This window comes from Dyadobacter sp. BE31 (genome assembly GCF_031457695.1).
Lineage (GTDB): Bacteria > Bacteroidota > Bacteroidia > Cytophagales > Spirosomataceae > Dyadobacter.
In genome coordinates, this window is the sequence record NZ_JAVDXA010000002.1 from 1,452,012 (window position 1) to 1,476,366 (window position 24,355).

15 protein-coding genes are annotated in these 24,355 nt (G+C 51.9%); 4 read left to right on the forward strand and 11 right to left on the reverse strand.

All coding sequences use genetic code 11. The features are described 5' to 3' along the window. Nucleotides 1-46: 46 nt before the first annotated feature. The 4 genes from J2Y43_RS14765 to J2Y43_RS14780 are packed head-to-tail and all read right to left on the reverse strand — an operon-like array spanning nucleotide 47 to nucleotide 5,777. Complete coding sequence (locus J2Y43_RS14765) at nucleotides 47-3,193, reverse strand: CusA/CzcA family heavy metal efflux RND transporter (RefSeq protein ID WP_309983861.1); 3,147 nt, start codon at nucleotides 3,191-3,193, stop codon at nucleotides 47-49. A gap of 1 nt (nucleotide 3,194) precedes the next feature. After that, the gene (locus J2Y43_RS14770) at nucleotides 3,195-3,494 is read right to left on the reverse strand and encodes a DUF190 domain-containing protein (protein WP_106598220.1); all 300 of its coding nucleotides are present in this window, start codon (nucleotides 3,492-3,494) and stop codon (nucleotides 3,195-3,197) included. A 13-nt stretch (nucleotides 3,495-3,507) separates the two neighbouring features. After that, nucleotides 3,508-4,518: an efflux RND transporter periplasmic adaptor subunit gene (locus J2Y43_RS14775; protein ID WP_309983863.1), complete on the reverse strand. Its 1,011-nt coding sequence runs from the start codon at nucleotides 4,516-4,518 to the stop codon at nucleotides 3,508-3,510. A gap of 2 nt (nucleotides 4,519-4,520) precedes the next feature. Next, nucleotides 4,521-5,777 (reverse strand): TolC family protein, encoded by a 1,257-nt coding sequence (locus J2Y43_RS14780; RefSeq protein ID WP_309983866.1) that lies wholly within the window; start codon nucleotides 5,775-5,777, stop codon nucleotides 4,521-4,523. A 219-nt stretch (nucleotides 5,778-5,996) separates the two neighbouring features. Here J2Y43_RS14780 and J2Y43_RS14785 point away from each other — a divergent pair, with 219 nt between their 5' ends. Genes J2Y43_RS14785 through J2Y43_RS14800 form a run of 4 tightly spaced genes read left to right on the forward strand, consistent with a single transcriptional unit; the run spans nucleotide 5,997 to nucleotide 9,379 of the window. Further along, nucleotides 5,997-7,358, forward strand: a complete 1,362-nt coding sequence (locus J2Y43_RS14785; RefSeq protein WP_309983868.1) for an ATP-binding protein — start codon at nucleotides 5,997-5,999, stop codon at nucleotides 7,356-7,358. Nucleotides 7,359-7,374: 16 nt separating this feature from the next. Beyond that, nucleotides 7,375-7,746, forward strand: coding sequence for a response regulator (locus J2Y43_RS14790; RefSeq protein WP_309983870.1), 372 nt, complete (start codon nucleotides 7,375-7,377; stop codon nucleotides 7,744-7,746). Next, a complete protein-coding gene (locus J2Y43_RS14795; protein WP_223401407.1) occupies nucleotides 7,743-8,789 on the forward strand; it encodes an adenylate/guanylate cyclase domain-containing response regulator in 1,047 nt (348 codons plus the stop codon). The genes J2Y43_RS14790 and J2Y43_RS14795 overlap by 4 nt, the downstream gene beginning before the upstream one ends. Nucleotides 8,790-8,791: 2 nt before the next feature. Further along, nucleotides 8,792-9,379 (forward strand): HD domain-containing protein, encoded by a 588-nt coding sequence (locus tag J2Y43_RS14800; RefSeq protein WP_309983873.1) that lies wholly within the window; start codon nucleotides 8,792-8,794, stop codon nucleotides 9,377-9,379. Here the strand turns inward: J2Y43_RS14800 and J2Y43_RS14805 are convergent. From J2Y43_RS14805 to J2Y43_RS14835, 7 genes are all read right to left on the reverse strand, one after another. Beyond that, nucleotides 9,374-12,646 carry a cyclic nucleotide-binding domain-containing protein gene (locus J2Y43_RS14805; RefSeq protein ID WP_309983876.1) on the reverse strand — a complete coding sequence of 1,091 codons (3,273 nt, stop codon included), beginning with the start codon at nucleotides 12,644-12,646 and terminating at the stop codon, nucleotides 9,374-9,376. The two genes, J2Y43_RS14800 and J2Y43_RS14805, sit on opposite strands and share 6 nt — an antisense overlap. 106 nt (nucleotides 12,647-12,752) lie before the next feature. Next, the gene (locus J2Y43_RS14810; protein WP_309983878.1) at nucleotides 12,753-15,023 is read right to left on the reverse strand and encodes a cation:proton antiporter; all 2,271 of its coding nucleotides are present in this window, start codon (nucleotides 15,021-15,023) and stop codon (nucleotides 12,753-12,755) included. Nucleotides 15,024-15,107: 84 nt separating this feature from the next. Further along, entirely contained in the window at nucleotides 15,108-16,592 is a 1,485-nt protein-coding gene (locus J2Y43_RS14815; RefSeq protein ID WP_309983881.1) for a mandelate racemase/muconate lactonizing enzyme family protein, read from the reverse strand. Nucleotides 16,593-16,727: 135 nt separating this feature from the next. Then, the gene (locus tag J2Y43_RS14820; RefSeq protein WP_309983883.1) at nucleotides 16,728-17,660 is read right to left on the reverse strand and encodes an RraA family protein; all 933 of its coding nucleotides are present in this window, start codon (nucleotides 17,658-17,660) and stop codon (nucleotides 16,728-16,730) included. A gap of 30 nt (nucleotides 17,661-17,690) precedes the next feature. Beyond that, nucleotides 17,691-19,223 carry a SusD/RagB family nutrient-binding outer membrane lipoprotein gene (locus J2Y43_RS14825; protein WP_309983885.1) on the reverse strand — a complete coding sequence of 511 codons (1,533 nt, stop codon included), beginning with the start codon at nucleotides 19,221-19,223 and terminating at the stop codon, nucleotides 17,691-17,693. 148 nt (nucleotides 19,224-19,371) lie between these two features. Then, nucleotides 19,372-22,737 (reverse strand): SusC/RagA family TonB-linked outer membrane protein, encoded by a 3,366-nt coding sequence (locus tag J2Y43_RS14830; RefSeq protein WP_309983888.1) that lies wholly within the window; start codon nucleotides 22,735-22,737, stop codon nucleotides 19,372-19,374. A 439-nt stretch (nucleotides 22,738-23,176) separates the two neighbouring features. Beyond that, the gene (locus tag J2Y43_RS14835; RefSeq protein WP_309983892.1) at nucleotides 23,177-24,262 is read right to left on the reverse strand and encodes a FecR domain-containing protein; all 1,086 of its coding nucleotides are present in this window, start codon (nucleotides 24,260-24,262) and stop codon (nucleotides 23,177-23,179) included. Between the last annotated feature and the right edge of the window lie 93 nt (nucleotides 24,263-24,355).

The following is a 24,355-nucleotide window of genomic DNA, read 5'->3' on the forward strand; positions in this document are numbered from 1 at the left end:
ATGTGTTTTTAGTTTCAATTAAAACAAAAATACATCTTCAAGGACCCTATTCCAACTCCAAAACTTCCCTCGGCTTCTGCGGTTTGCGGCGTTTTTCGCTCCATAAATACAGCGGCGGAATGAGTATGGGGGCAAAGAGCAATGTGCTGGTCAAACCGCCGATAATTACCGTTGCGAGCGGGCGTTGAACGTCGGATCCGATGCCGGAGGAAATAGCGGCTGGTACCAGACCGATAATCGCCACCACCAGAATGGACAGCATAGCCCGCAGCTGCTCGGAAGACGCTTCCAGAACATGGGTCGCAAGGTCGTTTTCGTGCGCTTGCGCGGTCCGGTTCAGTGCGGACACGAGCAACACCCCGGCCATTACCGAAATACCGAATATGCTTACAAAACCTACGCCGGCCGATACGTTGAAGTAATATCCACGCATCAGCAATGCCACAATGCCGCCGCCGAGCGCAAAAAGGATACAACTCATCGTTACCATCGTGTGCGGGAGGTTTTTGAACAGCATAAAGAGGAACAGGAACACCATCACGATGGTGAGCGGAATGGTGAATGCCAGCTGTTTACCGGCGCGTTCGAGGTTTTCGTACTGACCGCCGTAAATGATGCTGTAACCTTTCGGCACGTGAACTTGTGCATTGAGCTTACGCTGCAATTCCTTCACAAAACCTCCCTGGTCGCGGCCGCGGATGTTGGTGCGGACGGTCACCATCCGTTTGCTGCCGTAGCGATAGATATTCGTCTGACCTTCAATGAAATGAATATCGGCCAGCTGACTCATGGGTATGAGGGCGCCCGTGAGCGAAGGTACCTGCACACTCTTGATCGCGTCGATCGAGTTGCGGTATTTGGGCAGGAAGCGGATCACGATATCATACCGTTTGGTACCGTCATAGAGCGTCGAAATGGTCTTGCCGCCGATAGCTGCTTCGATCATGTTCTGAATATCGGCCACATTGATACCGAAACGGGCTGCGGCCTGCCGGTTAATGTTGATAGCGAGCTGTTCCTGAGGACCTTCCTGTTCGATATTGACGTTGTCGGCACCAGGCGTAGCTTTCACGATTTTGGCAATAGCTTCCGCTTTTTTGCGCATCATATTCAAATCGTCGCCTACCACGGACACTGCCAAATCGGCCGCGCTACCGGTGACGATCTCCATTACCTGGTCGATAATCGGCTGGCCGGAAGAGAATGCCACGGCTGGAAGCTGCGCTTGCAGGTCGGCTTTGATCTTTTCTACCAGTTCCTTTTTGGTGATCGTGTGGCTCCAAAGGTCGTAATCCTTCAAACCAACGAGGATTTCGTTCCGGTTGGCAGGGAATGGGTCGGTACCGTCGTCGTTGCGGCCGGTTTGCGTGATCACAAACGATATTTGCGGGTATTTGGCAATAATTTTCCGGATTTTAGGCGCATAGCTGGCATTTTCCTGAATGGTAATGCCCGCCGGGAAGTTACCACGAAGGAATATCGAGCCCTCATCGAGTGTCGGCAAAAACTCGGTCCCCAGTTTAATCCCGAACAACACGAGCACGGTCACGATGCTGAAACCAACGAGCACCGTCGCTTTGTAGTTCTTCAAAAAGCCGCCCAGCGCTTTGGAATAAGAATTTGTAAGGAAATCCAATACAAAGTTCTTATGCTCTTTCATCGGCTTCTCGGGGTCGGCCAATGCTTTTTTATAGGCAAATGAAATGAGCACAGGGATGAACGTCAGCGCCGCCAGCATGGAACCGATTACGGCGAAGGCGAGCGTCAATGCCATAGGAGAGAAGAGCTTGCCTTCTACGCGCGTCATGAGCAGGATGGGCATGTACGCAAGGATGATGATGGTCACCGAGAAGAAGATCTCCCGGCCCACTTCCTGCGCCGACAGTAGTGTGATTTTCACAATGCCCTGCTGCTTTTCTTCCGGGCTGGCGGTCCGGTATTTGCGGATCAAATGCTCAGCCATTACACACGCTCCGTCGACGATGATACCGAAGTCGATGGCACCGAGGGAAAGCAGGTTCGCAGGAATGCCTGTCAGGCGCATTAATATAAATGCGAACAGCAAAGAGAACGGAATGGTGAGGGCCACCACCAATGCGCTGCGGATGCTGCCCAGGAAGAAGATCAGGAGTATTACTACGATCGAAATACCTTCGAACAGGGTATGCGCCACAGTTTCCAGTGAGTGATCGATCAGGAAGCTGCGGTCGTAAAGCGGTTTCAGGTGTACGCCTTCGGGCAATTCGCTGGCTTCGAGGTCGGCGATCCTTTCTTTCAATACCTTCAATACTTCGCTGGGGTTTTCGTAGCGGCGAAGCAGGATAATACCCTCCACACCGCTGCTAACGTCCACTTTGTCAGCCGTGATGGTGTAACCCATAACCCCGCTTGGCGGCGGCGGAGTGATTTCGACAGTGGCGACATCCCGTACAAATACAGGAACTCCATTGTCGGATTTCAGCACAATATTCTGAATATCCTGCTCATTCTTAATGGCCCCGAGTCCGCGGATGGCGAAGCCCTGGCCGCCACGGGCGATCACATTACCGCCGGTATTCTGGTTGTTGGCGTTGATCGCGTCGATCACATTCTGCATCGACAGGCCGTATTTCACCAGCTTTTCAGGCGAGGTAATGATGTGGAATTGCTTCAAAGGACCGCCGAAAGTAGTCACGTCGGCAATGCCGGGTACTTGCAGCAATGCGGGTTTGATCACCCAATCCTGCAAATCGCGGAGCTGGGTAGGGCTGTAACTCGGCGGTGCTTCCACTACATAACGGAGGATTTCCCCCACGGCAGTCGATAATGGTGCCAGTTCGGGTGCAACGCCGTCCGGCAACTCAGCAGAAGCGAGCCGTTCGGTAACTTGCTGACGGGCGAAATAATCGTCTGTCCCGTCTTTAAATGTAAGCTGCACTACCGACAGCCCGAAGATCGTCCGGCTGCGTCTGTCGAGCACGTTTGGGGTGTTTTGCAGGGCCCTTTCAATGGGAACAGTAACCTGTTGCTCCACCTCCTCGGCGGCGCGGCCGGGATATTGAGCTACTACGATCACGTTGGTATCGGCGATATCAGGGTAAGCCTCTATTTTGAGCTGCGTGAAGCACCAGTAGCCGGCGGCCATCAGCACTACGCTCACAGCGATCACGACCCACCGGTTGCGAAGGCTGAAAAAAAGCAGGTTCTTGATCATTTTAAATCCACTTGTCTACATGGTTGGTGACTATAAACCCGCTTTTCACCTCTTTCCGAAGCAATGTCAATGCGGATTTAACTTTTTCTTCCTCATCTATGAAGGAAATGACCATGGGCGTTTCGTCGAAACTGAACAGGTCGTTGGGGCGGCTCAGGTGCTTGCCGTCGAAGCCGAGGCGGCCACGGTACACGGTCGCTCCCTGCACTTTTTGTTTAACCAAAAACTGCATGATGTATTCAAACAGCGGAATTTCGTCCTTCCAGTGATCGGCACTGATGAAGATCTGGGCTTGAAGCATATCCGGGAGGGGGTTAGTAGCCGAACGATAAACCTTTGAGTTGCATGACGCCCTTGGTCACCACATCATCGCCCTCTTTCAGGCCGCTGAATGCGACTATCCTGTCACCGATCTGGTCGCCGATATTGACCTCGCGGCGCTCGAAAACCTGCGGAGCGGTTTTCAGGAACACATAGTTACGGCCCTGCACAGTTACCAATGCATCTTTATTGATACTGAGTTTTTTACCTTCACTCAAACCAAATGCAACTGTGCCGAACATCCCCGCTTTCAGCTTGCCGTTGGAGTTGTTGATGTTCACACGCAGCTTGATCATCCGGGTGGTCTGGTCTACGAGGTCGGCGATGTCGTCGATGGTACCCGTGAAATCTTCGTTCGGAAAAGCAGTGAACTGAATGGTACATTTGCCGCCTTTTTTCACCTGGCTGATGTCGCTCTCGGGTACGTCGCATATGATGTAGGCGGTGCCTGCGGGCGCGGTGCGAAGCTGTTTCGGTTCAAAACCACCGGCTTTCAACTTGGTTTCATGCTCGATAATGGCGGCACGCTCGTTGATCAGGTTGGTTTCCTCCATCGACAGCGCGGTTTGCGATTCGAGCAGGTCCTTCCCGGTGGCCGCGCCGTGTTCCTGCAAATCCTTGATGCGGGAAAGTTCGGTTTTGCGCTGACGGATATTGATGTTCTGGATCTGATTAATCATCGTCAAATGCTGCAAAAGCTGGGTATAGTTACCGGCCAGCTCGGGGTTGTCGAATAGCACAATGTTGCCCGAAGCACCTTCATTCGAGTGGAGAACGGTGGCAGATACTTTCGCCGGCGCGGTTACATTCGCCATGAGCGAGGAGCTCGAAATTTTTTCAGTCTGGAAAAAATTCGAGCTTTCGGCCAGCGGAAAGGATATTTTGGTGCCCGAAGCATTCACGACCGGCGACGAGTTGTCCGGTACGGGCTTGTTGGCAGCTTTATTCTTGCAGCCTGCTATCAAAGTCATGGCCAGGCAGGTGCAAACGAGTATGTTCTTCATGATTATTGCGCGATTTGATTGATCATTCCGGATGCGTAAAGGAGGTCGATATAGCTCTGGCGATACTGGCCGAGTACGTCGTAATACTGCTGCTGCGTATCGAGCCAGCTGCGCTGGGCTTCCAGGAAGTCGATAATCGTCGTCCCGCCACGGAGGTAAGAATATTTAACACTGTTAAGAATTGTTTGGGATTGAGTTAGTAACTGATTGAAATTCTGCAAGTTCTGTTTTTGGGTGATATAGCTTTTGTAAGCGGTAAGGATTTCGGTCTGTGCTTGCGTCTCGGTGGCGCGCAGGGCTTGTTCGGCCTGTTGTTTCAACACCTGCGATTTTTTAATCTCCCCCTGGTTTCTCGAAAAAATGGGTATTTCGATGGTCCCGTAGACGCCCATGTAGTGCGCTTTGTTCTGCGGGTTGTAAATGAGCCCCAGTTCAGGTACCGGCAATGCACTCGATTTCTGTAACTTGATGTTGGCGTCGGCCACGTCCATTGTAGACTTGATGGCCTGGATGTCGGTGCGGTTCTGCATTGCCTGCTCCACAATGGCGTCCATCCGGTCGGGGAATGCAAATGCGAACTGGTCGGTGGTGTCGATCTGGATCGAGTCCTGTACGCCGATCAGGAATTTCAGGTTTGAAAGCTCGTTGCGATATTCCTGCGACGCGGATTTGAGTTGAATGTCGTATTGGTTCGCGAGCAGCTCGGTACGGGCGAGGTCGGTGGTGGTGATCACCTGGTTTTTCAGGCGCAACCGGTTGATATTCGCCAATGAGTCCACATTGGCCTTCGCAGTACCCAATAAATCGAGTTGCTTGCGGGCGGCCCAGACGTCCAGCCATTTCTGCGCAACTGTCTGAAACAGATGGCGTTCCGTATCGGCATATTGCTTTTGGGTAAGCCTGACGTTTTGCTGTGCAAAATTAATCTTGTTCTCTCTCTGTACAGGCAACTGAAAAGGCTTGGTTACCTGCCACCAGATCTGCCGGTTGGCGCCGTTGAACCACCCGGTGTTTTCAGGGAACTTGGAAGATTGGACCAGCTGCAACGACTGGTTGTTCAATATGAGGTTGGGGCGGAGCTGCGCCGTGGTAATGTCGGCCTGCGAGACGTCGACATTAAATTGCTCGCGTTTGAGAATGGGGTTATTGGACTTTGCCGTTTGCAGGGCTTGCTGCAAATTGTAGGTTGTCTGAGCCCTTGCCGACGCTATTCCCACCAGAACCAGGATGAGAACCCGCTTTAAAACTGGATAGCACATGTTCGTTTAGTTTGAATTACCTGCGGGCAAAGGTTCTCAGTCGTGCTAAAAATGGTATTAAAACTGTTTTATAAAATCATTAAAATTCGATTATAAATAAATTAGAGCGTGAGGTAAAAGCGGCATTTGAGCACTGAACTGGATTTTGAGAGAAAATAAGTACTTTGCCAACCAATAGGGAATAATAGTAAAATAGAACTACTATTACAAAATTTCTACATGCATTTCATCGTAGCCTTCTTTCTGATCCAATATGCGCACTCCGTGATACAGCATACGGAGCACGCATCCAAATGGGATAACTTTTTCAAGTATGCGCGTATCATCGTCTTTTCTCTGATTGCGACGTACTACATAGCGGAGTCGCCCGATTGGTTTGGGTGGATATGGAACCTGGGATTGCTCGGGTTAGTGAGGTTTTTTAACCAAAACGACGACTTCAAGTCGATCCGGTCCACTGCGCAATCGGTGCTGCCGTTTGTTGGGGTATCAATGGTGAGCGATTTCTTCGAGCAGGTATTTCCCAAATTTTACAATAGTTATGACCAGTTTTTCCAGATCGCGCTTTCGTTCGCATTCATTTTCTGTTTTGTCATCTGGTTTTACGCCCGGAAGCAGCAGAAGGTTTTAACGCAGGAGCGGGAAGAGCGGTTACGCGAAGAACAGATTGCCAAGGAAACGAAGTTGTCGCTCGAATACCTCGTGGCAGAGCGCACGCAGGAACTCACCCAGCAAAAGGAAGAGCTGCAAAAGACCATCGAAGAGTTGAAGGCTACCCAGAACCAGTTGATACAGAGCGAGAAAATGGCATCTTTGGGCGAGCTTACCGCCGGAATCGCGCACGAGATCCAGAACCCGCTAAACTTCGTGAACAACTTCTCGGAGGTCTCCGTGGAACTTTGCCAGGAGCTGGAAGAAGAGATCGAAAAAACCAATATCGATGATAACGATAAGGAATATATTAAAGGCATTATCGGCGATCTGAGCCAGAATCAGCAGAAGATCACGCACCACGGTAAACGTGCCGATTCCATCGTGAAAGGAATGTTGCAACACTCGCGGGCGTCGTCGGGCGAGAAGGAACCTGTGGACGTGAATGCCCTCGCGGACGAGTATATGCGCCTCGCATACCACGGCCTGCGCGCGAAGGACAAGGAGTTTAATGCAGCATTGGTGACCGATTTTGATGGGACGATCGGGACGGTCAATGTATTGCCGCAGGATTTGGGCCGCGTATTTCTCAACCTTTTTACCAATGCATTCTACGCCGTGGCGGAGAAAAAGCGAAAGCTGACCGAAGCAGGGCAACTGGGCGATTACAAACCGGAGGTGAAAATCAGTACCAAGAAATTTGATAACAAACTATATATCAGGGTTTCGGACAATGGAACGGGTATGCCGGAGCATGTGAAAGCGAAGATATTCCAGCCGTTTTTCACCACCAAGCCAACCGGGCAGGGTACCGGTTTGGGGCTTTCGATGAGCTACGACATCATTACCAACGGGCACGGCGGCGTGCTGGAAGTGGATACCGTAGAGGGCGAGAAAACGGAGTTCCGCATTACGATACCAATTGCCTGATCACTCCTAAATGAATATGAAAATACTGGTTGTAGACGACGAAGAAGACGTTAAATCGCTTTTTGAGCAGAAGTTTCGCCGGGAGATCCGCGGCGGGCAATTCGAGTTTTCGTTCGCATTTTCGGGCGAGGAAGCGCTGCAATTTATGCAAAACCATCCGTCGGAGGTGGTCATGATCCTCTCGGACATCAATATGCCCGGCATGAGCGGGATCGAACTGCTGAAAAAAATCCGGGCCGATCACCCTTCCGCACCGCCGCAAGTGATGATGATCACGGCGTACGGCGATGCTGCTAACCACGACCAGGCCATGCAGCTCGGTGCCGACGATTTCCTGACGAAACCCGTCAATTTTAACGAATTGAAAGAGAAACTACTCCTGTTATGAAAGCCAAAATACTCGTAGTGGACGACGAGGCCGACCTGCAACTGCTGATCAAGCAGAAGTTCAGGCGGCAGATCCGCGAACAGCAATATGAATTTGTTTTTGCTGAAAACGGCCTGCAAGCGCTCGAAATGCTGGCTGAGCATCCTGACGTCGACATGGTTTTGAGCGACATCAATATGCCCGAAATGGACGGCCTGACGCTGCTCGTACGCCTCGGCGAACTTAGCCCGATCCTGAAATCGGTGATCGTGTCGGCTTATGGCGATATGGACAATATCCGCACCGCGATGAACCGCGGCGCATTCGACTTCCTTACAAAGCCAATTGATTTCCGCGATTTGGAGGTTACGATGGAGAAAACGCTGCAATATGTGGCGCAGCTGAAAGACACGTTGAAAGCGGTTCGTGAAAATGATATCCTGCGGATGTACGTCGATGCCTCCGTGCTGCAATTCATGACCCAGGAGACGTTCGAAAAGTCGCTTATGACGAGCGAAAACATCGAAGGAACGGTCGTTTTCATGGATATGTGCGGCTTTACGGCCATTTCGGAGAAAGAGCAGCCCGACCGCGTGGTGAAGCTGATCAACAAGTATTTCGATGTCATGGTGAAAGAGATCATCGCCCAGGGCGGGCACGTCGATAAGTTTATGGGCGACGCGGTAATGGCCGTTTTCCGGGGTGAGTATCACCTCGACCGCGCGGTCGAATCCTCGCTGGCGGTCCGCAATCATATCAATGGTTTTAAAGAAGAACTGTCCGACCAGTCGGGCTACTTTCCGAAGGTTTCGATAGGCATTAACTCAGGCGAAATGGTGTCCGGGAATATCGGTTCGGCGGCCTTGAAACGGCTGGATTACACGGTGATCGGCGACGTCGTGAACGTAGCCCAGCGCCTGCAATCCATCGCCAAACCAGGGCAGGTAGTAGTGCCGGATTCGGCCTATGAGAAGCTGAAAGAGGCATTTAAATGTAGCCTGGTGGGCGAGGTAAACCTCAAAAACAAGTCGAACCCGGTATTGATCTACGAAGTGCTCGAATAGCCATGCAAATCGATAAGGCTGAACAATATGTGCTCGAACGGCTGGAAAAAGGGCTGGATCCTACGCTTTTTTACCATGGTACCCACCACACGCTCGATGTCGTGCAGGCATCGGCCGAAATAGCGGCTTTGGAGGGCATCACCGACGAAGAGTCGCTGGCGCTGCTTCGTACGGCCGCTCTCTACCACGACAGCGGGTTTATGAGCACCTACCAGGGCCACGAGGAAGCAGGCTGCGCACTCGCACGGGAGGTTTTGCCCGGATTGGGCTACACAGAAACCCAGATTGGTACCATATGCGGGATGATTATGGCTACAAAGATCCCGCAAAGCCCCAAAAATGCGCTGGAAAGGATCATTTGCGACGCCGACCTGGATTACCTTGGCCGCGACGATTTCGAGCCGATAGCGGCTACTTTGTTCGAGGAATTGAGGGTGAGAGATATGGTGGAGGATATTCCTGCGTGGGATGCGGTGCAGGTCAGGTTTCTGGAAGCGCATTCGTATTGGACGGCTTCGGAACGGAAGCGTCGGGATGCCGCCAAACAACGGCATCTCCAACACCTCAAAAATAGCGCTCGCGCCTTATAACTGGCGCATTTTTTCGTTCTGCACGCGGATACGCTGGCATAGGATACGCAGCACGTTACGCAGGATTTCGTCGCGTTCCTCCATCAGTTCAAAGAAATCTTCCTGGTCGATACGGAACACGAGCGCGTCGGTTTCGGCTACGGTTGTGGCCGAACGCGGCTCGGTATCGAGCAATGCCAGCTCGCCGAAAATCTCGCCTTTATCGAACAACGCAAGCTGTTTCGGGCCGTCGTAAATGCCTACCTGGCCGGTGTAAATGATGTACATCGAATCGCCGAGGTCGCCTTTGGCAAATATCTCCTGGCCGTCGCTGTAAGTCACTTCCTTCATAATCGGGGCAATGGAGCTGAGCACGTTTTCGGGCGTCTGCGCGAAAAGCTGGGTGTTTTTAAGGACGATCACCCTTTCCATTTCGGAAATCTGCTGGGTTGGTTCGGCGTGTTTCATAGGGATTCTAAGCGAGAATTTAAGGTCGGGGCGCAGGGCGAGGATTGCATATCGTTCATGTACGGCCTCGCGCACCAGGCGCGATGAATGGTTGGCAAGCTTTTCAAGATGGATCAGATCGGCTTCGGTAATGTCGCATTTGCCAGCCGCGAGCGCGATGGTCCAGGTCGTGAACGACCGCTCTTCCTGCGAAAGAATGGTGGTGATTAATGACAGTCCCGGATCCACTGTTCCCATGTACTGGCGCAGCGCGTCGCGCTTTTTCTGGATGGAAATATTTTCGAACAAGGCATGCAGCGATGGGTACAGCATACGCGGCAAAAGGCTCTCGATCAGTTCGAGCGAGTTGGCGCGTTTCTCCTTGCTCGCGTGCCGGATTCCCTTCCACGCACTCTGCACAGCTTCCTTATCATACTGCATCATGAAGAGGTAAAACAGTCTTTGCGCAGTCAGTTCGAGCTCGTACTCCAATGCATTGTTCCAGGTAATATCGTTTTCGGAAGCATCCATTCCGTTGAGCAGTTGCCCTGCATGGATCAGCTCTTTTTCAACAAATTCAGGAATAACTTCTTTATAATCAGATATTAAAGTGTAATGGCTAAGGGCCTTTAATGCGGCTATATGGGTGAAACTATCGATATTTTCGATATGAATATCACTTTCTTTCCTTCTAGTATTGGCAATATTTTCAGTATTAATTAAAAATTTATGCTGGTAAATATTTTTAATAAGGTTAAAAAGTATTTGAAGTATAAATTCATGCCTACCTTTTTCAGCCGTTTTAATGAACGTCCGGATGCGGTCGCCGGTGGCATCCTGCTGCAACCATTCCTCGATAATGCGGATACCAAGGTCGCCGGAATTGATCATCGCGTGAATGGTCGCTGGCGTAAGTGTACCCGTGAGCACCAGGCGAAGATCGCGCAGCAGGGCAGGGGAGCCCACAGTTGCGGCCACCTCGATCGCGTAGTTGCGCACGCGTTGCGAGCCGTTGTGGATGCAGCTTTTGAGCAAGTTTTCGTAGGAATTAATGCCGGTTACTTTCAGGCAGTCGAGCGCCGCCAGCTGGTCGTTTTCCTGCTCCGAACCGAAGAGCCGTTGCAAGGTGCCATGGATGAGCGGCAGGGCCTTTCCGGCTTCCCAGCAACCGATAATGGTACCCTTCACGATGTCGAGGTCGTGGTGGGCGAGGAAGCGGGCGGTTTGCTCTTCGTTCAGGCGCCCGTTTGCGCAGGCGAGGCGCACAGCCAGTACCTGGCAGGCGGCGTCGGGTTCGTCTTCGATGTATTGGATAAATGAGCCTGAGAGCTCCGGTTTATCGAGTGTCGAAAGCGTTTGCAGGGTTTTAAGTCGCACCTGTACGAACGGACTTTTCAAAAGCTCGTCGGCGTGTTTGCGGAACAGCGAAACCTTGTTCCGTGCCAGCCAGTCAATCGCATTCAAGACCTCTTCCTTGCGGTCGCTTTGCAGGTTCTCGGTGATGATAGGCAATGCTTCGCCGGGAGAAGCCATCTCGCCGCTGCGGATAAACCGCTTGCTGATCGCCGATTTCAGTTCCTGCATATAATGGCGGTAAGTTTTGCGGAATACCACCAATGCGCTCAGCGCGAACAGCAGCGACAGGTCGAAAGTAAGGCTGATATCGCTCCAATGCTGCGTATAGATAATCCAGAGCAATGCGCCGGCAATGAGCATCCCCAGCGGCTCAAACAGCCCCTTTGCGAGCGTGTGGCCTTTCAAACGTGTTTTGGTGGAAAGCGGCTGGAACAAAACGAGGAAAACCGGGTCGAAAATCGTCCGCCTTACCAACTCGAAAAGCAGGTAGGCAATGCAGTAATACACCAGCAGCGAGGGCTCATCTTTGCGGAAATACGACGAAATGAGCAGTCCGAGCGAAATGGCGATGGTCGTCAGCGGCAGCAGGTACAAAGTGAGTTTGATGCCGAAACGCTCCACCGTTTTGCTCGAAAACAGCATTTTGACGAACGTAGAAATCACATAGGTGGCCGTCAGCAGCGAACCGACGAAGAAAATCACGTCGTGCTGGCTGTGGAATTTGTACTTCACATTCACAAAGAAATGGTACTCGATCCACGTGGCCGTAGCCGCAATGGCGACCATACCGATGCACAATGAGGTAAGCAGCTTGTTGCCGCCGAAGTATTTCTGGATAATGCGCGAGTCCGATTCCGTCGTACGGGTGCGGGCGTGGTGCGGGTTCGGAATATCGGTATGCCGGAACGTCAGGATCTGCGTGTAGAATGCCAATGCAAAGAAAACCAGTGAGATAGCCAGCAGAATGGCCAGTACCGACGGCGAGTGGATCAGCACGGCCAGCACGGCACCCAATGCTTTCGCAGGCATATCGCCGGAGCCAATCACGCTGAACAGCCGTTTGCTTTGCCGGACGTCGAAAACCAATGCCGATAAGCCCCAGAATTCGAGGTTGATAAGCAAATAAATGATCCGGTATCCCACCATCACCGCGATAGCCGTGGCTGTGCCGTGGCCGACCAGCAGCAGGCCCATTACGATCACCACCATAAACAGGGATGAGAGCATTGTGCCGAGGCTCAGTTTTTTCAGCAAAAGATGGTGTTCGAAATACTCATAAATCTTCCCGGAGGCCATCACGGCAAGCGCAGCGGCGATGTAGGCAAGCGGCAGCGAGTATTCGGGATGGTTTTCGAGCAGGAGCACGTTGGCGGAAACATACACCAGCGTGGTACCTACATTCGTGAAGAAGTTATGAAAGAAAAAAAGGATCGTTTGCGGGTTAATGGACTTCGTGAAGCGGTTTTGGCTTAGAAATGGGATCATAGAAGTGGAATGCTAGCGTCGCTACTGTAAAGTAAACACTTATTATTCCTTTTAAAAACCCGCAACGGTGACTTTCCGGCCTTCAAAAAGCCGGAAAGTCTGATCCTCAGTTCCGTATGATCAATACGGACGGGGAGTTGGAGAGCCACACGCTGTGCGATTCGACGGCCTTGATCCAGCTGTCGAGGCTGATCACCATCAGGTCCTGGCTTTGCAGAAAGTCTTTTTCAAGCACATTTTCATAAAGCATCGTTACGTTTTCAGGCGATTTTTCCTGCAATGCACCCAGCGCCACGCCGGTTTCCACATGCTGGCTTACGGTCTGCGACGGGTCCATGATCGTCATTCGCAGTCCGTTGACGGCCGAAAGACGTTCGGCGAATGGAAGCAGGCTTCGGTCCTCCGGCGTGAACAGCGGCATGAAAACGTTCTGTACCTGTTCCAGTCTTTTTTCAATGAGAATGCCGACAGGCACTTTCACCGATCGGATAATGTGCGTCGTGCGCTCGTCGAATACATCGGAATGAAAGAGCTTTTCTTTGCCGGTAATGGTATCAAAAAGGCGCTCGCGGCTCACGAATTTGGAAGTGAAACCCAATATTTTGCCTAAAAAAGTACCTTCAAAAACCGACTTGCCGATACCGATCATGAGCATATCGAAGTCGCCATCGTTGGCTATTTCGATAATGTCGTGTTCGATGCTCTGCGAAGGTTTGAACAGGGATGTGAAAGTAGTATTGAGCTCGTGGGCCTCCTCATTGATCGGCCGGAAAGTTTCGTATTGGTATTCTTCGGTGTTGACCTGGTTGAGGTAACTGCTAGGCGAAAGGTGTAACGCCGTGATGACTTGCTCGTCGGGCTGTCTGGAAACCAGTTTATGAGCAAGGCGGAGCATTTTGCGGCCGCCTTGCGGGCTGGCAAATGCGATCAGGATCGAAAAGCGCGATGGCTCGTGTACCGGATGGAGATCGTCCCATTTCTGGCCGGGAAGAAATTTGTCGATCAGGTCGAGGGCCGGGCCTGTCATACAAGTCGTTGCCAGTGCCATGATCACCATCATCGCAAATATTTCAGGGGAAAGCACACCAATGTCATAGCCAATATTGAGGACGACGAGCTCCATCAGGCCCCGGGTATTCATGAGGGACCCGATGATGAGACTATCTCGCCAGGATTGCTTCACAAAACGGGCTGCTACGGCACTTCCGATGAACTTTCCCGTTACGGCCGCGGCGATGATCAGCCCGGTGATCCACCAGAGGTGCGGATCGTTCAGGAGCCCTATCTGCGTTCGCAGACCTGTAAAAACAAAGAATAACGGCAACAAAAGCACCAGTGAAACGTCTTCCACTTTTTCGATAAAAATGTTACGGAAGCGCTGGTTAACAGGCATAATTACCCCGGCCATAAATGCCCCGAAAAGGGCGTGAATGCCGATTATTTCGGTACAATAGGACGATAGAAGCAGCATCAAGAAGAACACGGCCACAACCGGCTTCGTGAGGCCTTCCCGATAGGCATAGTGGTCGCCGATGCGTTTGAGCAGAGGTTTTACCACTTTCAGCATCACAATAACGTAACCCGCCGCAAGGAGGATGGTGTAAATCGCGCTCACAAATTCGCCGGCTTTCACGATAGCGATCACGGCTGCCAGGATACACCAGGCGGTAATATCGTCGGTAGCGGCGCAGGTGATCACCATCATGCCCAGGCGTGTACGCGAGAGCCCGCGTTCCTGTACAATGCGCGCGAGTACAGGAAATGCGGTGATACTCAGCGCAATACCAATGAAGAGCGAAAAGGAAAGGAAACTGATTCCATCAGGGGCAAAGTCGGTGTACATATACAATGCGAGGCCCACGCCCAGTGCAAATGGGAGTATAATACTCGCATGGCTGATGACGATGGCTTCCTGCGCCTTGGTTTTCAACACATTCAAATCGAGCTCCATGCCAATGATGAACATGAACAGAATGAGCCCTACCTGGCTGAGAAACTGCAAATTGCCAAGGGATGTGGTAGGGAAAATCAATGCTGACACTTCGGGATAGAACATGCCCAGCACCGAAGGCCCGAGGAAAATACCCGCGGCGATTTCACCGATTACCGTCGGCTGGCCAATAGCCTTGCACAGCCAGCCGAAAAGACGGGCAACGATGATGATGGTGATGATTTGAAGCAGGAGCGTGGCGAGCGGGTGGTGGATGTTATGCCCGAAGGTATCTGTAAATTGCTCCCAGGAAGAGGTGGTTGTCTGTTTTTGGGTAATCTGACCAGCTTTTTCAAGGAATGTGCCCTGTCGGATAAAGAAGTAAAGCAGGGCCGAGAAAATTCCGATAGTAATGCTGTAAAATAGTACGTTGCGAATGTTCTTCATCAGTACATATGAGAGTGAAGCGCGCAAAATACTGAATTAAGCCGAAAGATGGTAGGACTTTGCGCCCTACCATCTCTCAAAAAACTAGCTCCACAGGCGGTCGTGTGAGCGTTTTTCGTTCCAGTCGGGGGTAGGTGCGAAGTAGGATTTGTCCTTCGGATGCAGGTGCTTTTTCACCTCCTCGTCCACGAGCTCGATACCCAGGCCGGGCGCTTCCAATGGGACAGGCGCGTAACCCTTGTCGATCAGCTTGCGGCCGTCGGTGGTTTTCACCAGGCTTTCCCACCAGGGCACATCCACCGAGTGGTGCTCCAATGCCAGGAAGTTCTGGGTAGCGGCAGCGCAATGCACGTTGGCCATGAAGCTCACGGGCGTGCCTGCAAAGTGCATCGCCATCGCAATGCCATGATCCTCCGCGTAGTCGCCAATGCGTTTCGTTTCGAGCAACCCGCCCGATGATGCGAGGTCGGGATGAACGATATCCACTGCGCGCTGCTCGATCAACGCTTTGAAACCTTCTTTGAGGTAAATGTCCTCGCCGGTGAGTGTCGGCGTTTCGAGCGCGTCGGAAATGGTTTTCCATTGGTCGGTGTACTCCCAGGGCACCATATCTTCGAACCACGCGAGGCGGTATTTATCGAGTGCCTTACCGAGGCGAATGCCATTGTTTAAGTCAAAATGGCCATAATGATCCGACGACAGCGGGATTTCGTAGCCTACCACCCCGCGTACTTCTTCCACCACTTTCGCCATTTCGTCCAGCCCTTTCGGGGTGATCTGGATTGCCGTGAAAGGGTGTTTGGTATTGGCATAAGAATGGTAATCGCCCGCCCACTGCGAGAAGCCGCCGCCCCAGAACTTGTTGTTCACTACACCGCCTTCGCTATTTCGCAGCATGCCAATCGAAATATCCATTTTGAGCCAGGTATAGCCCTGGTCCTGGGTACGGTATTTGATTTTTTGCTTAAACTCGTTGATATCGTTCGATTCGGGCGTATCTGCGTACAAACGCACTTTATCGCGGTAACGGCCTCCCAGCAGCTGCCAGCACGGCACGCCATAAGCTTTGCCGCAGAGGTCCCAAAGAGCCATTTCTACCCCGCAAACACCACCCGCCTGGCGGCCGTGGTAACCAAACTGCTTGATCGATTTGAACAGTTGCTCCACATTGCAGGGGTTTTGACCCAGCAAATGGCTTTTCAGGAACAATGCATAACGCTCGTCGGCGCCGTCGCGCACCTCGCCGAGGCCGTAAATGCCCTGGTTAGTATCAATGCGGATAATAGGCGTGCGGCCCACATTCTGCACGATGCAATACCGCAAATCGGTGATTTTGAGTTCCGAGGGTTTCGAGGCACGGCTCACCTTGGAAGTAGCCTGCGCAATGGTATCCTCAGTCGACATCGCCATGAAGCCCCCTAATGCCATACCGCCCACCGCGGTTTTTCGCAGGAAATTACGACGGCTGTCCTTCGTCGCCGGATTCGCCATTTCCGCCGCCGCGGCCGCTTTCTCAGCGTTTTCAACTTGTTTATTGGATTCGATGATTTGTTTTAAGATGTTTTTCATTTTTTTGATGCTTTAAGCTTTAGGCTATAAGCGGTAGGCAATAATCGGTAAGCTTTAAGCTATAAGCGAAATCGTTAGTTCAACTTACAGCCTACTGCTTATAGCTTATAGCCTATTGCTTATCGCTTACAGCAGTTAGTAATTTCTCTCCTTCAAATAATCATCCAGCTCCTTCTTCGTCATCGGCAGCTTGCCGGGGTAGTTGTTTACCCAGTTGAGGAAGTCCTTCTGGATCGCGTCGGACCATTTCGTGTCGATTTCCCCGGGCGTATACTTGCCCTCGCGTAGGCGCAGGTGCCCGAACTCGTCGCGCAGGGCCGTTACTTCTGAGGTGATCACCAGATCTTCCACCAAATGCGCCGGGATGAAGATCGTACCGTACTTTTTAGCCAGTACCACATCCCCCGGAAGCACCACCGCCCGACCGATGCGGATCGGTGTGTTGATGTTCGTGAGCATCATTTGCTGGATGTACGAAGGGTCCTGGCCTTTGATCCACGCATTGAAGCCTTTGATTTCGCTGAGTCCTTCCACATCGCGTACCGAGCCGTAAAAGATCACCCCGCGCTTGGATTTGGCATAAATGGAGTTTCCCAGGTTGTCGCCGATGAGCGTGCCGTCGGCGATTTTGCCGTAGCCGTCGGCCACGTACACATCGCCTTCTTTGAGCACGTCGATCGGCCAGGAGTTGGTACCGCCGGTTTGCACGCGGCCTTCCTTTTTACCGGTTTCTTTCACCAGATCCTGCAAATCGGGGCGGGAGGGCATGTATTGCGCCGTTACCACGCGGCCTGTCATGGTGCTGTCGTTGTGGATCAGCTGCCATTCGCCTTCAAACTGGTTGTGGTAGCCTTTGTTGCGCAGCACGCCCCAGGCTTCTTCCATCGAAATGTTTTTCAGGCGTGCCAGGATCGCGTCCGAAACGCGCGGGCGGCCGTCGGGCGAGCGTTCGCCCTTCCACCCGGAAGTGTAAGCTTTAATCTGGTCAGGAGTTGGCGAGATCGCCTGTGCATGGGAAGCGACGCTTCCCAGCACAAACGCTCCCGCAAGCAAGGTTTGTTTAAGCATAAATGAACATTTAAGGGTTAGTATTAATTATTATTTATCCCAAAAAACGGGTGTTCCAAGCTCGTCCGGGCCCATTCTGGCGACAGCCTCCTTGTAGTTGGCTTCATTCACGGAACGTTCACGGACGGGGTACACCAATCTCTTGATGAAATCTTTGACGGATGGGTCTTTACCCGGGTAATTGTTGATCGGCAGCGCCGGAAAGCCGCTTCTGCGGAAGTTGGCCCAGGCTTCGGAGCCATTCAGGAAAGAGGAAATCCAGTACTGATTGTTGATCTGCTCCAATGCCTTGGCCGGCACAAAGGGGTTTGCCGTGAGGTACGCTTCCTGGCTCGCTGCCGGAATGGTCGCAAGCACATCGTAGGTGGGGAGCTGGCTCATGTGCGCTTTCACGCCAGCTTCGTAAAGCTCCTTTACGCTACCCGTTGCCCAGCCGCGCTGTACCACTTCCGCTTGTAATAGCAGGGTTTGCGACCAGGTAATAAAAAACTCAGGGGCGTCAATTTTGCCGACTGTACGACGGTTGATCTGCGAATATTTGAATGCAGAACCGATCTTGCCCGGGAAGCCAGGTGCGTTGACGATCGTCGACTCGTTGTAGCCGTACGGCATTCCGTCCTGATCGGCAGGTGTCGTATTCTCAGCACCGGCGGTGGCCAGCGGGTTGCTAGGCGCCTCATATTTGACGGCAATTACCTGAAGGCGCGGATCACCCGAAGTTTTCAGGAAATCGATGAATGCTTTACCCATATATACATTGCCACGCTCAGTTCCCTGGAAATAGCCTGCCAGCGGATGGTTGAATGTGCTGTTGAATGCTATGTAGGCATTATCGGCGTTGGAACTTTGGACGCCGCCATTGGCAGGGTCAAGCGCAATGGCCACCACGGACTTCGCTGTGGCCGGGTCAATTTTAGAATACCGCATTCCCGCGCGCAACAGCAGGGAATTTCCCAGTTTTTTCCATTGCGCAATATTTCCTTTGAAGAAAAGGTCACCCGATTCAATGGGCTTACTGGCATCCAGCGCTTTGGTACCTTCCTGTAATTCTTTGATCAGGTCCTGGTAAATCGCTTTCTGGTCATCGTATTTAGGCAGATTAATTCCTTCCAGAAACGCCTTCCCGGCCTGAGAATAAGGCACATCTCCGTAGGTATCCACCAAAACCATAAAAACATAAGCCTTCCAGATCCGCGACATATTGTACAGGTTGCTGCGTGCCGGATCATCCTTCGTTTTTGCGATAACCGTGGTGAGCAGGTTCACCGGGCCGTTTTGCAGATACAGGGAGTTGAAGTTGGCATTCGAATTCGGATCGGAAAGTGCGTTGTGGTTCCCTCCCTCTACAACCCCGGTATAAGGCGTGTTGATCTGCTGTACGATCTGCATCTGGTAGTTCTGCGTGGCGATGGCCGACGAGAACTCAGCATTGGAAAACAAATAAATAGGGTCGATTTCCGTAGCAAGGACCGGGTTTTTGTTAACCTCCTCAAAACCGCTGTCGCAGGAATTAGCGCCAATGAGCATTGCGAGCGCCCCGGCATATATGAATAGTCGTCTCATAGTTTTTAATGACTGAATGATTGAATGACTGAATAGTCTGATTGTGAATGAGTGAATGAGTGAATGTTTCGTCCCTTTCCTCCTTTCTCCCATTCTTCCCTTTCCGTAGTCGGCGGTCGATGGTCAATGGTCGGCCGCAGGCCCCCCCTCACAATTTAATGTTCAAATTAATCCCATAACTCCGCGTGGTCGGAAGCGTATGCGTTTCGATACCTTGCAGGTTGTCGGAGGCCGATACCTGTGCTTCGGGGTCGAGGTTGTCGATATACTTCTTGATCATCAGCACGTTGTTGCACATCGCAGAGAGCGTCAGGCCTTTGACGAAGGTCTTTTCGCGCAGGAAACGTGACAGATCGTAGCCGATCGAGAGCGTCCGCCAGCGCACGAAAGCGCCATTGTACACGAAAGGCGAGGCGAGGTTTGTGCTGCGGTATGCGGTGTAAAATTGCTCGGCTTCTACACGGGTGGTGTTAGCTTCACCGGTGGCTGTGACACTTTCCAGGAGCACGCCGCCTTCGCGACCTACCAGGGAGGATTTTGAGAGTCCTTCACGCAGGAAGTTCAGGTTGGAGTTCGAGAGGATCTTGTTACCAGCCTTGAAATCGATTTGTGTACCAATGCGAATGCCCTTTACATTGATGGTGTTCACCCACGCACCGACCCATTTCGGGATGGCACTGCCGAAAGTCACGATGTTGCCCTGCTGCGGCAATCCGGCAGAGGTAATGATGCGGCCTTGTGCGTCACGCTTGTAATCGAAGCCCCGCAGCGACGCCAGCGGTTTGCCGACTTCGTGGGAAACAATCCCGAAAAACTCTCCGGTACCGACATCGAAACGCTGCTGCTTGTCGGCGAGCTCAATCACCTTGCTGATGTTGTAGCTGCCATTAAAGCTGGTTTCCCAGGTGAAGTTATCGTTACGAACGGGCACGATAGTCAGCAAAAACTCGACACCCTGATTCCGCAGCTTACCGACGTTTACCTTGGTCTGGCTGAAACCGGATGCGTTGGAAATATCGACGTTAAGGATCTCATCCACGGTATTTTTGCGGTAAAGCGAAAGGTCCAGGTTCAGGCGGCTGTCGAAAGTTTTCATTTCAAGACCGACTTCGGTTTCTTTCACTTTCAGCGGCCGGAGGTTTGCATTCGGGCTGACGGTCGAAGGGAGGTTGCCCAATGCCGTACCATTGAAGGGGTTGGCATTGATCCCGTAGTAAAGGTTGTTCGAATATGGATCCGTATCGCCTCCAACTTCCGCATATGCTGCGCGCAGCTTTCCATAGGTGAGCCAGTTTGGCGCATTCTCGAATGCCTGACTGAACACAAAGCTACCGCTCACAGAGGGGTAGAGATAACTGTTGGAGCCGGGGTTAAGCGTCGAGAACCAGTCGTTGCGGCCCGTGATATTGACGAACAGGAAGTTCCTGTAAGAAAATTCTGCCGCACCGTAAATCGAATTCACTTTCTTTTTGCTGTATCCATAGTTCGGGGTTTTCACTTGCCCGTTGCCGATTGTATACAGGTCGCGTACGTAGAAGTTGGTCACTGCCGTCGAAATATTGTCGTTCACCTGCACCATTTGGTTGCCGCCCAGTGTGATGTCTATCCCGAAGTCACCGAATGTCCGGTTGGCACCGACGAGGATGTCCATGTTCCGCTCGCGGAATGTCGACACATCCTGGTAATAGTATCCATTGAAGCCGGTTGTAACTGCGCTGATCGAGCGCGTACCCGTCGGGCGGTTGTAGTTGTACGGACGCGTGTAGTAATCCTGACCAATGCGACCTTGTACGAACAGCCAGTCGGTGAAATCATACCGTAACGACGTGTTGCCGAAAATCCGGTCGCGACGCACGTTTTCAAAGCGGTCGTAAGCTACCCAGTAGGGATTGTTACGGTTGGTAAAACGCGCCAGGGGCATTTCGTTGCCGTTGGCGTCCTTGCGGTTTTTGAGCCAGTCGGCGTCGATGCTGGTAGCCATGGTATAAATGGTGGTGTTCGCATTCATGTCCTGGATACCGATCTGGGGCGGGTTCTTGTTGTACTCGTTGGAATAGTTTGCGTTCAGTTGCGCGGAAAGCTTTTTGGTAAATTTGTAGTTCAACCCGAGGTTGAAGATTTTTTTATGATAAGCCGAATTCGGCATGATCGCATTGGCATCGGTATTCGCAAAAGAGAGGCGGAAATTTCCTTTTTCATTGCCACCTGATAATGCAACTGAATTGGTAAAACTGGTTCCTGTGCGATAAAACTTCTTGATACGGTCCTTGTGTGCCACGTAGGGCTGCATGCTACCGTCGAATTGGGGCGTCATGGCACCGTCGAGCTTTTCGCCGAATGCAAATACGCCTGAGCTTTGCGCTTCTGCCACGGTGGTAGGGCGTTTTCCAAACTCTCCCTGGCCGTATTCGTATTGAAAATCAGTGTAATCCAGGGCTTGTTGGGCCTGGAAATTGGAATTGAGCTCCACACCGATACCGGTCGTTTTGCTGCCGCTTTTAGTGGTGATAATGATCGCACCATCCTTCGCGCGGAAGCCGTACAATGCAGCAGCGGCCGCACCTTTCAGTACGGTCATCGATTCGATATCGTCCTGGTTAATGCTTTGCAAGCCATCGCCCGCATCGGAAGAACCGCCTGTGGGGTTACCGGTGCCGTTTCCGTTCGAGCCGCCCGCCGAAACGCTGCTGTTGTTGATCGGAATGCCGTTTACAATGATCAACGGGGAGTTGTTACCGCCAAAAGAGGATTGGCCGCGGATACGGATCTTGGTAGAGCCACCCGGACCACTCGCAGGCGGCGTCACATTCAAACCGGCCACTTTGCCCTGCAAGCTGTTACCGAGGTTTGTCGTGCGGTTGGTAGTCAGTTCTTCGGTATTGACGGTGGCCGTCGAATAGCCGAGTTTTTTAGCGTCGCGCTTGATACCCAGCGCCGTTACCACCACCATTTCGAGGTTGCGTACGTCGGGGGTCATTGAAATATCGTAGTTCGACTGGTTACCCAGCGGTATCTCCTGTGCGGTGAAGCCCACAGACGAGAACACGAGCATGCCGCCGCCATCGGGTACACTTAGCTGGAATGCGCCCTCGGCATTTGTGGCGGTTCCAACTTTTGTGCCTTTCACCACAATGTTCACGCCCGGCAGGGGATTGCCTTTTTCGTCCGTTACCTTTCCGGTAATGTTCCGGTCGATGTTGCTCTCGCTGCGGATCATTTCGGGCAATGCGCTGCCAGGTTCGGCATTTTTGATGAGCACCACCTGCTTGCCTTCAATCTTGTAGGTAATGTTGGCAGATTTGAAAAGATCATCCAGAATGTCGCCCAGAGGCCTGTCGACAGCATTGATCGACACCTTTCGCTGGGATTTGATCAATGAAGAGCTGTACGTAAAACGCAACTGTGTCAGCTTGTTGAGTTTGGTCAGGACGGTCTTCATTTCGAGGTTGCTGACCTGGATCGTGATCTTCTGGTTCAGAATATCCTGCGCCCCAACAGTGCCTGCTGCTGACACAGTGGCAAAGATTAAGGCAAATAATAATTGGTAAAGTGATATTCTCATAGCCCTGTAAAGTAGCCGGGATAGATGTCGGTGTTTTTTCATACTTTTGAAAGTTTTGTTCAGGATTGAAATGATGGGACAAAATGCTCCTGTATCGCCACAGATTCCAGTCCGGGCGAGGGGAGGCGCAGGGCCGGTGATGGCGCAATCATCACTGGCTCTTTATCATTCAAAATGGAGGCAGCGTCAACAATATGTCATAGGCAGAACGGGGATTAATGGTAGCTGATTTTAGTCCTGAAAAGGGTTTAGAATTTAGAAATTGCTACTTACGCAGCCTTATGTAACTTTTAAAACATCCTGACTATTCCTGACTGATCTCGACTAGTCCTAACCACACCTGACCACACCTGACTAATCCTGACCACGCCCGACTAATCCTGACGTTCCCTCAGTTACAACCTTTGGAACGGATCACAACGCGACCATCCTCCATATCATAGCCGGCATCAATCGCCTGGCATATTGCATTCAATCGTTGTTTTAGATTTTCTTCATTAAACTGCGCGCTGATCATGCAGTTGGAAAGTGTTTCGGGCTGGTACACAATGTTGATCCCGTATATTTTTGCCAGCGCATCGAATGCTTCCGCGACGGGCCTGTCGTCGAACACCTGGTCTTTTTGCACCGCAGATTCAGCCAGCAGCACCGGATTGGCCATAGCAGCTTTTTCCAGCTTATTTTCCTTGCGATTAAACACCACCTGCTGGTTGGGATTCAGGATCACACCTGCGGGCTTGGATCCTTGCGAGGTTTCATATTCCTTCTTGGCATATACCGACACCCGCCCGGTTTTAACAGCGACCATTTCGGTATTATCACCCTCAAATGCCTTGATACGAAAGCTCGTGCCAAGCACTTTGGTCACCGTTTCGTTGGTATATACCAGGAATGGCTGCTCGGGGTTTTTAGCTACATCAAAAAACGCCTCACCCGTCAGATACACGCGACGCTCTTGGGCTGTGAATTGCCTCGGATACCGTATGCTGCTGCCTTTCGCTAGGGTAGCCACGCTGTTGTCGCTCAGGAGCACAGTCATTTCCATTTCCGTAGCATTGGTTTTGACCAGCATTTCGCTCTCCAATGTGATTTCCTGCTCCTTTCCCGACGGCGTGATCGTGTTATGCGAAGTATAATAAAGCCAGCTCAGCCCGCCCGTAAGCAGGAGCACTGCCGCAGCTCTCCAGACCGCCCGCCGGTAGAACGGCACACGGCCTTCGGCTTTCCGTTCTTCGGCAATGCGGGTAATCTCTGCGATTTCGTGCCGAAGCATATCGTCCGAAAGATCATCCTTATAAACTTCGTGCACAGCCTGCACGAGCTCCCGTGCACGTGCTGCCACGCCCGCACGATCCGGATTTTGTTGCAGCCACTGCTGCCAGTAGCGATCGAGTTCGGGGGTGGGCGCCATTGTCCAGCGCCGGAACGATTCGTCCGTCGCCAGTTCCTCCACGGTAAAGATTCGGTGTAAGCTCATTGGCAAAACAAAAACATACAGTTCAGAACATTTGCAGGCTCTTTACAATGGTATGTCAGTTTTATTGGTTGGGATAACCAAAAAAGTCAAAAA

Excerpts from the sequence above, each read along its gene's own strand:
- J2Y43_RS14810 (WP_309983878.1), bottom strand. The coding sequence starts at position 15,023 with ATGAAGAACATTCGCAACGTACTATTTTACAGCATTACTATCGGAATT.
- J2Y43_RS14795 (WP_223401407.1), top strand. The coding sequence starts at position 7,743 with ATGAAAGCCAAAATACTCGTAGTGGACGACGAGGCCGACCTGCAACTG.
- J2Y43_RS14825 (WP_309983885.1), bottom strand. The coding sequence starts at position 19,223 with ATGAGACGACTATTCATATATGCCGGGGCGCTCGCAATGCTCATTGGC.
- J2Y43_RS14775 (WP_309983863.1), bottom strand. The coding sequence starts at position 4,518 with ATGAAGAACATACTCGTTTGCACCTGCCTGGCCATGACTTTGATAGCA.
- J2Y43_RS14815 (WP_309983881.1), bottom strand. The coding sequence starts at position 16,592 with ATGAAAAACATCTTAAAACAAATCATCGAATCCAATAAACAAGTTGAA.
- J2Y43_RS14820 (WP_309983883.1), bottom strand. The coding sequence starts at position 17,660 with ATGCTTAAACAAACCTTGCTTGCGGGAGCGTTTGTGCTGGGAAGCGTC.
- J2Y43_RS14765 (WP_309983861.1), bottom strand. The coding sequence starts at position 3,193 with ATGATCAAGAACCTGCTTTTTTTCAGCCTTCGCAACCGGTGGGTCGTG.
- J2Y43_RS14800 (WP_309983873.1), top strand. The coding sequence starts at position 8,792 with ATGCAAATCGATAAGGCTGAACAATATGTGCTCGAACGGCTGGAAAAA.
- J2Y43_RS14780 (WP_309983866.1), bottom strand. The coding sequence starts at position 5,777 with ATGTGCTATCCAGTTTTAAAGCGGGTTCTCATCCTGGTTCTGGTGGGA.
- J2Y43_RS14835 (WP_309983892.1), bottom strand. The coding sequence starts at position 24,262 with ATGAGCTTACACCGAATCTTTACCGTGGAGGAACTGGCGACGGACGAA.
- J2Y43_RS14785 (WP_309983868.1), top strand. The coding sequence starts at position 5,997 with ATGCATTTCATCGTAGCCTTCTTTCTGATCCAATATGCGCACTCCGTG.
- J2Y43_RS14805 (WP_309983876.1), bottom strand. The coding sequence starts at position 12,646 with ATGATCCCATTTCTAAGCCAAAACCGCTTCACGAAGTCCATTAACCCG.
- J2Y43_RS14790 (WP_309983870.1), top strand. The coding sequence starts at position 7,375 with ATGAAAATACTGGTTGTAGACGACGAAGAAGACGTTAAATCGCTTTTT.
- J2Y43_RS14770 (WP_106598220.1), bottom strand. The coding sequence starts at position 3,494 with ATGCTTCAAGCCCAGATCTTCATCAGTGCCGATCACTGGAAGGACGAA.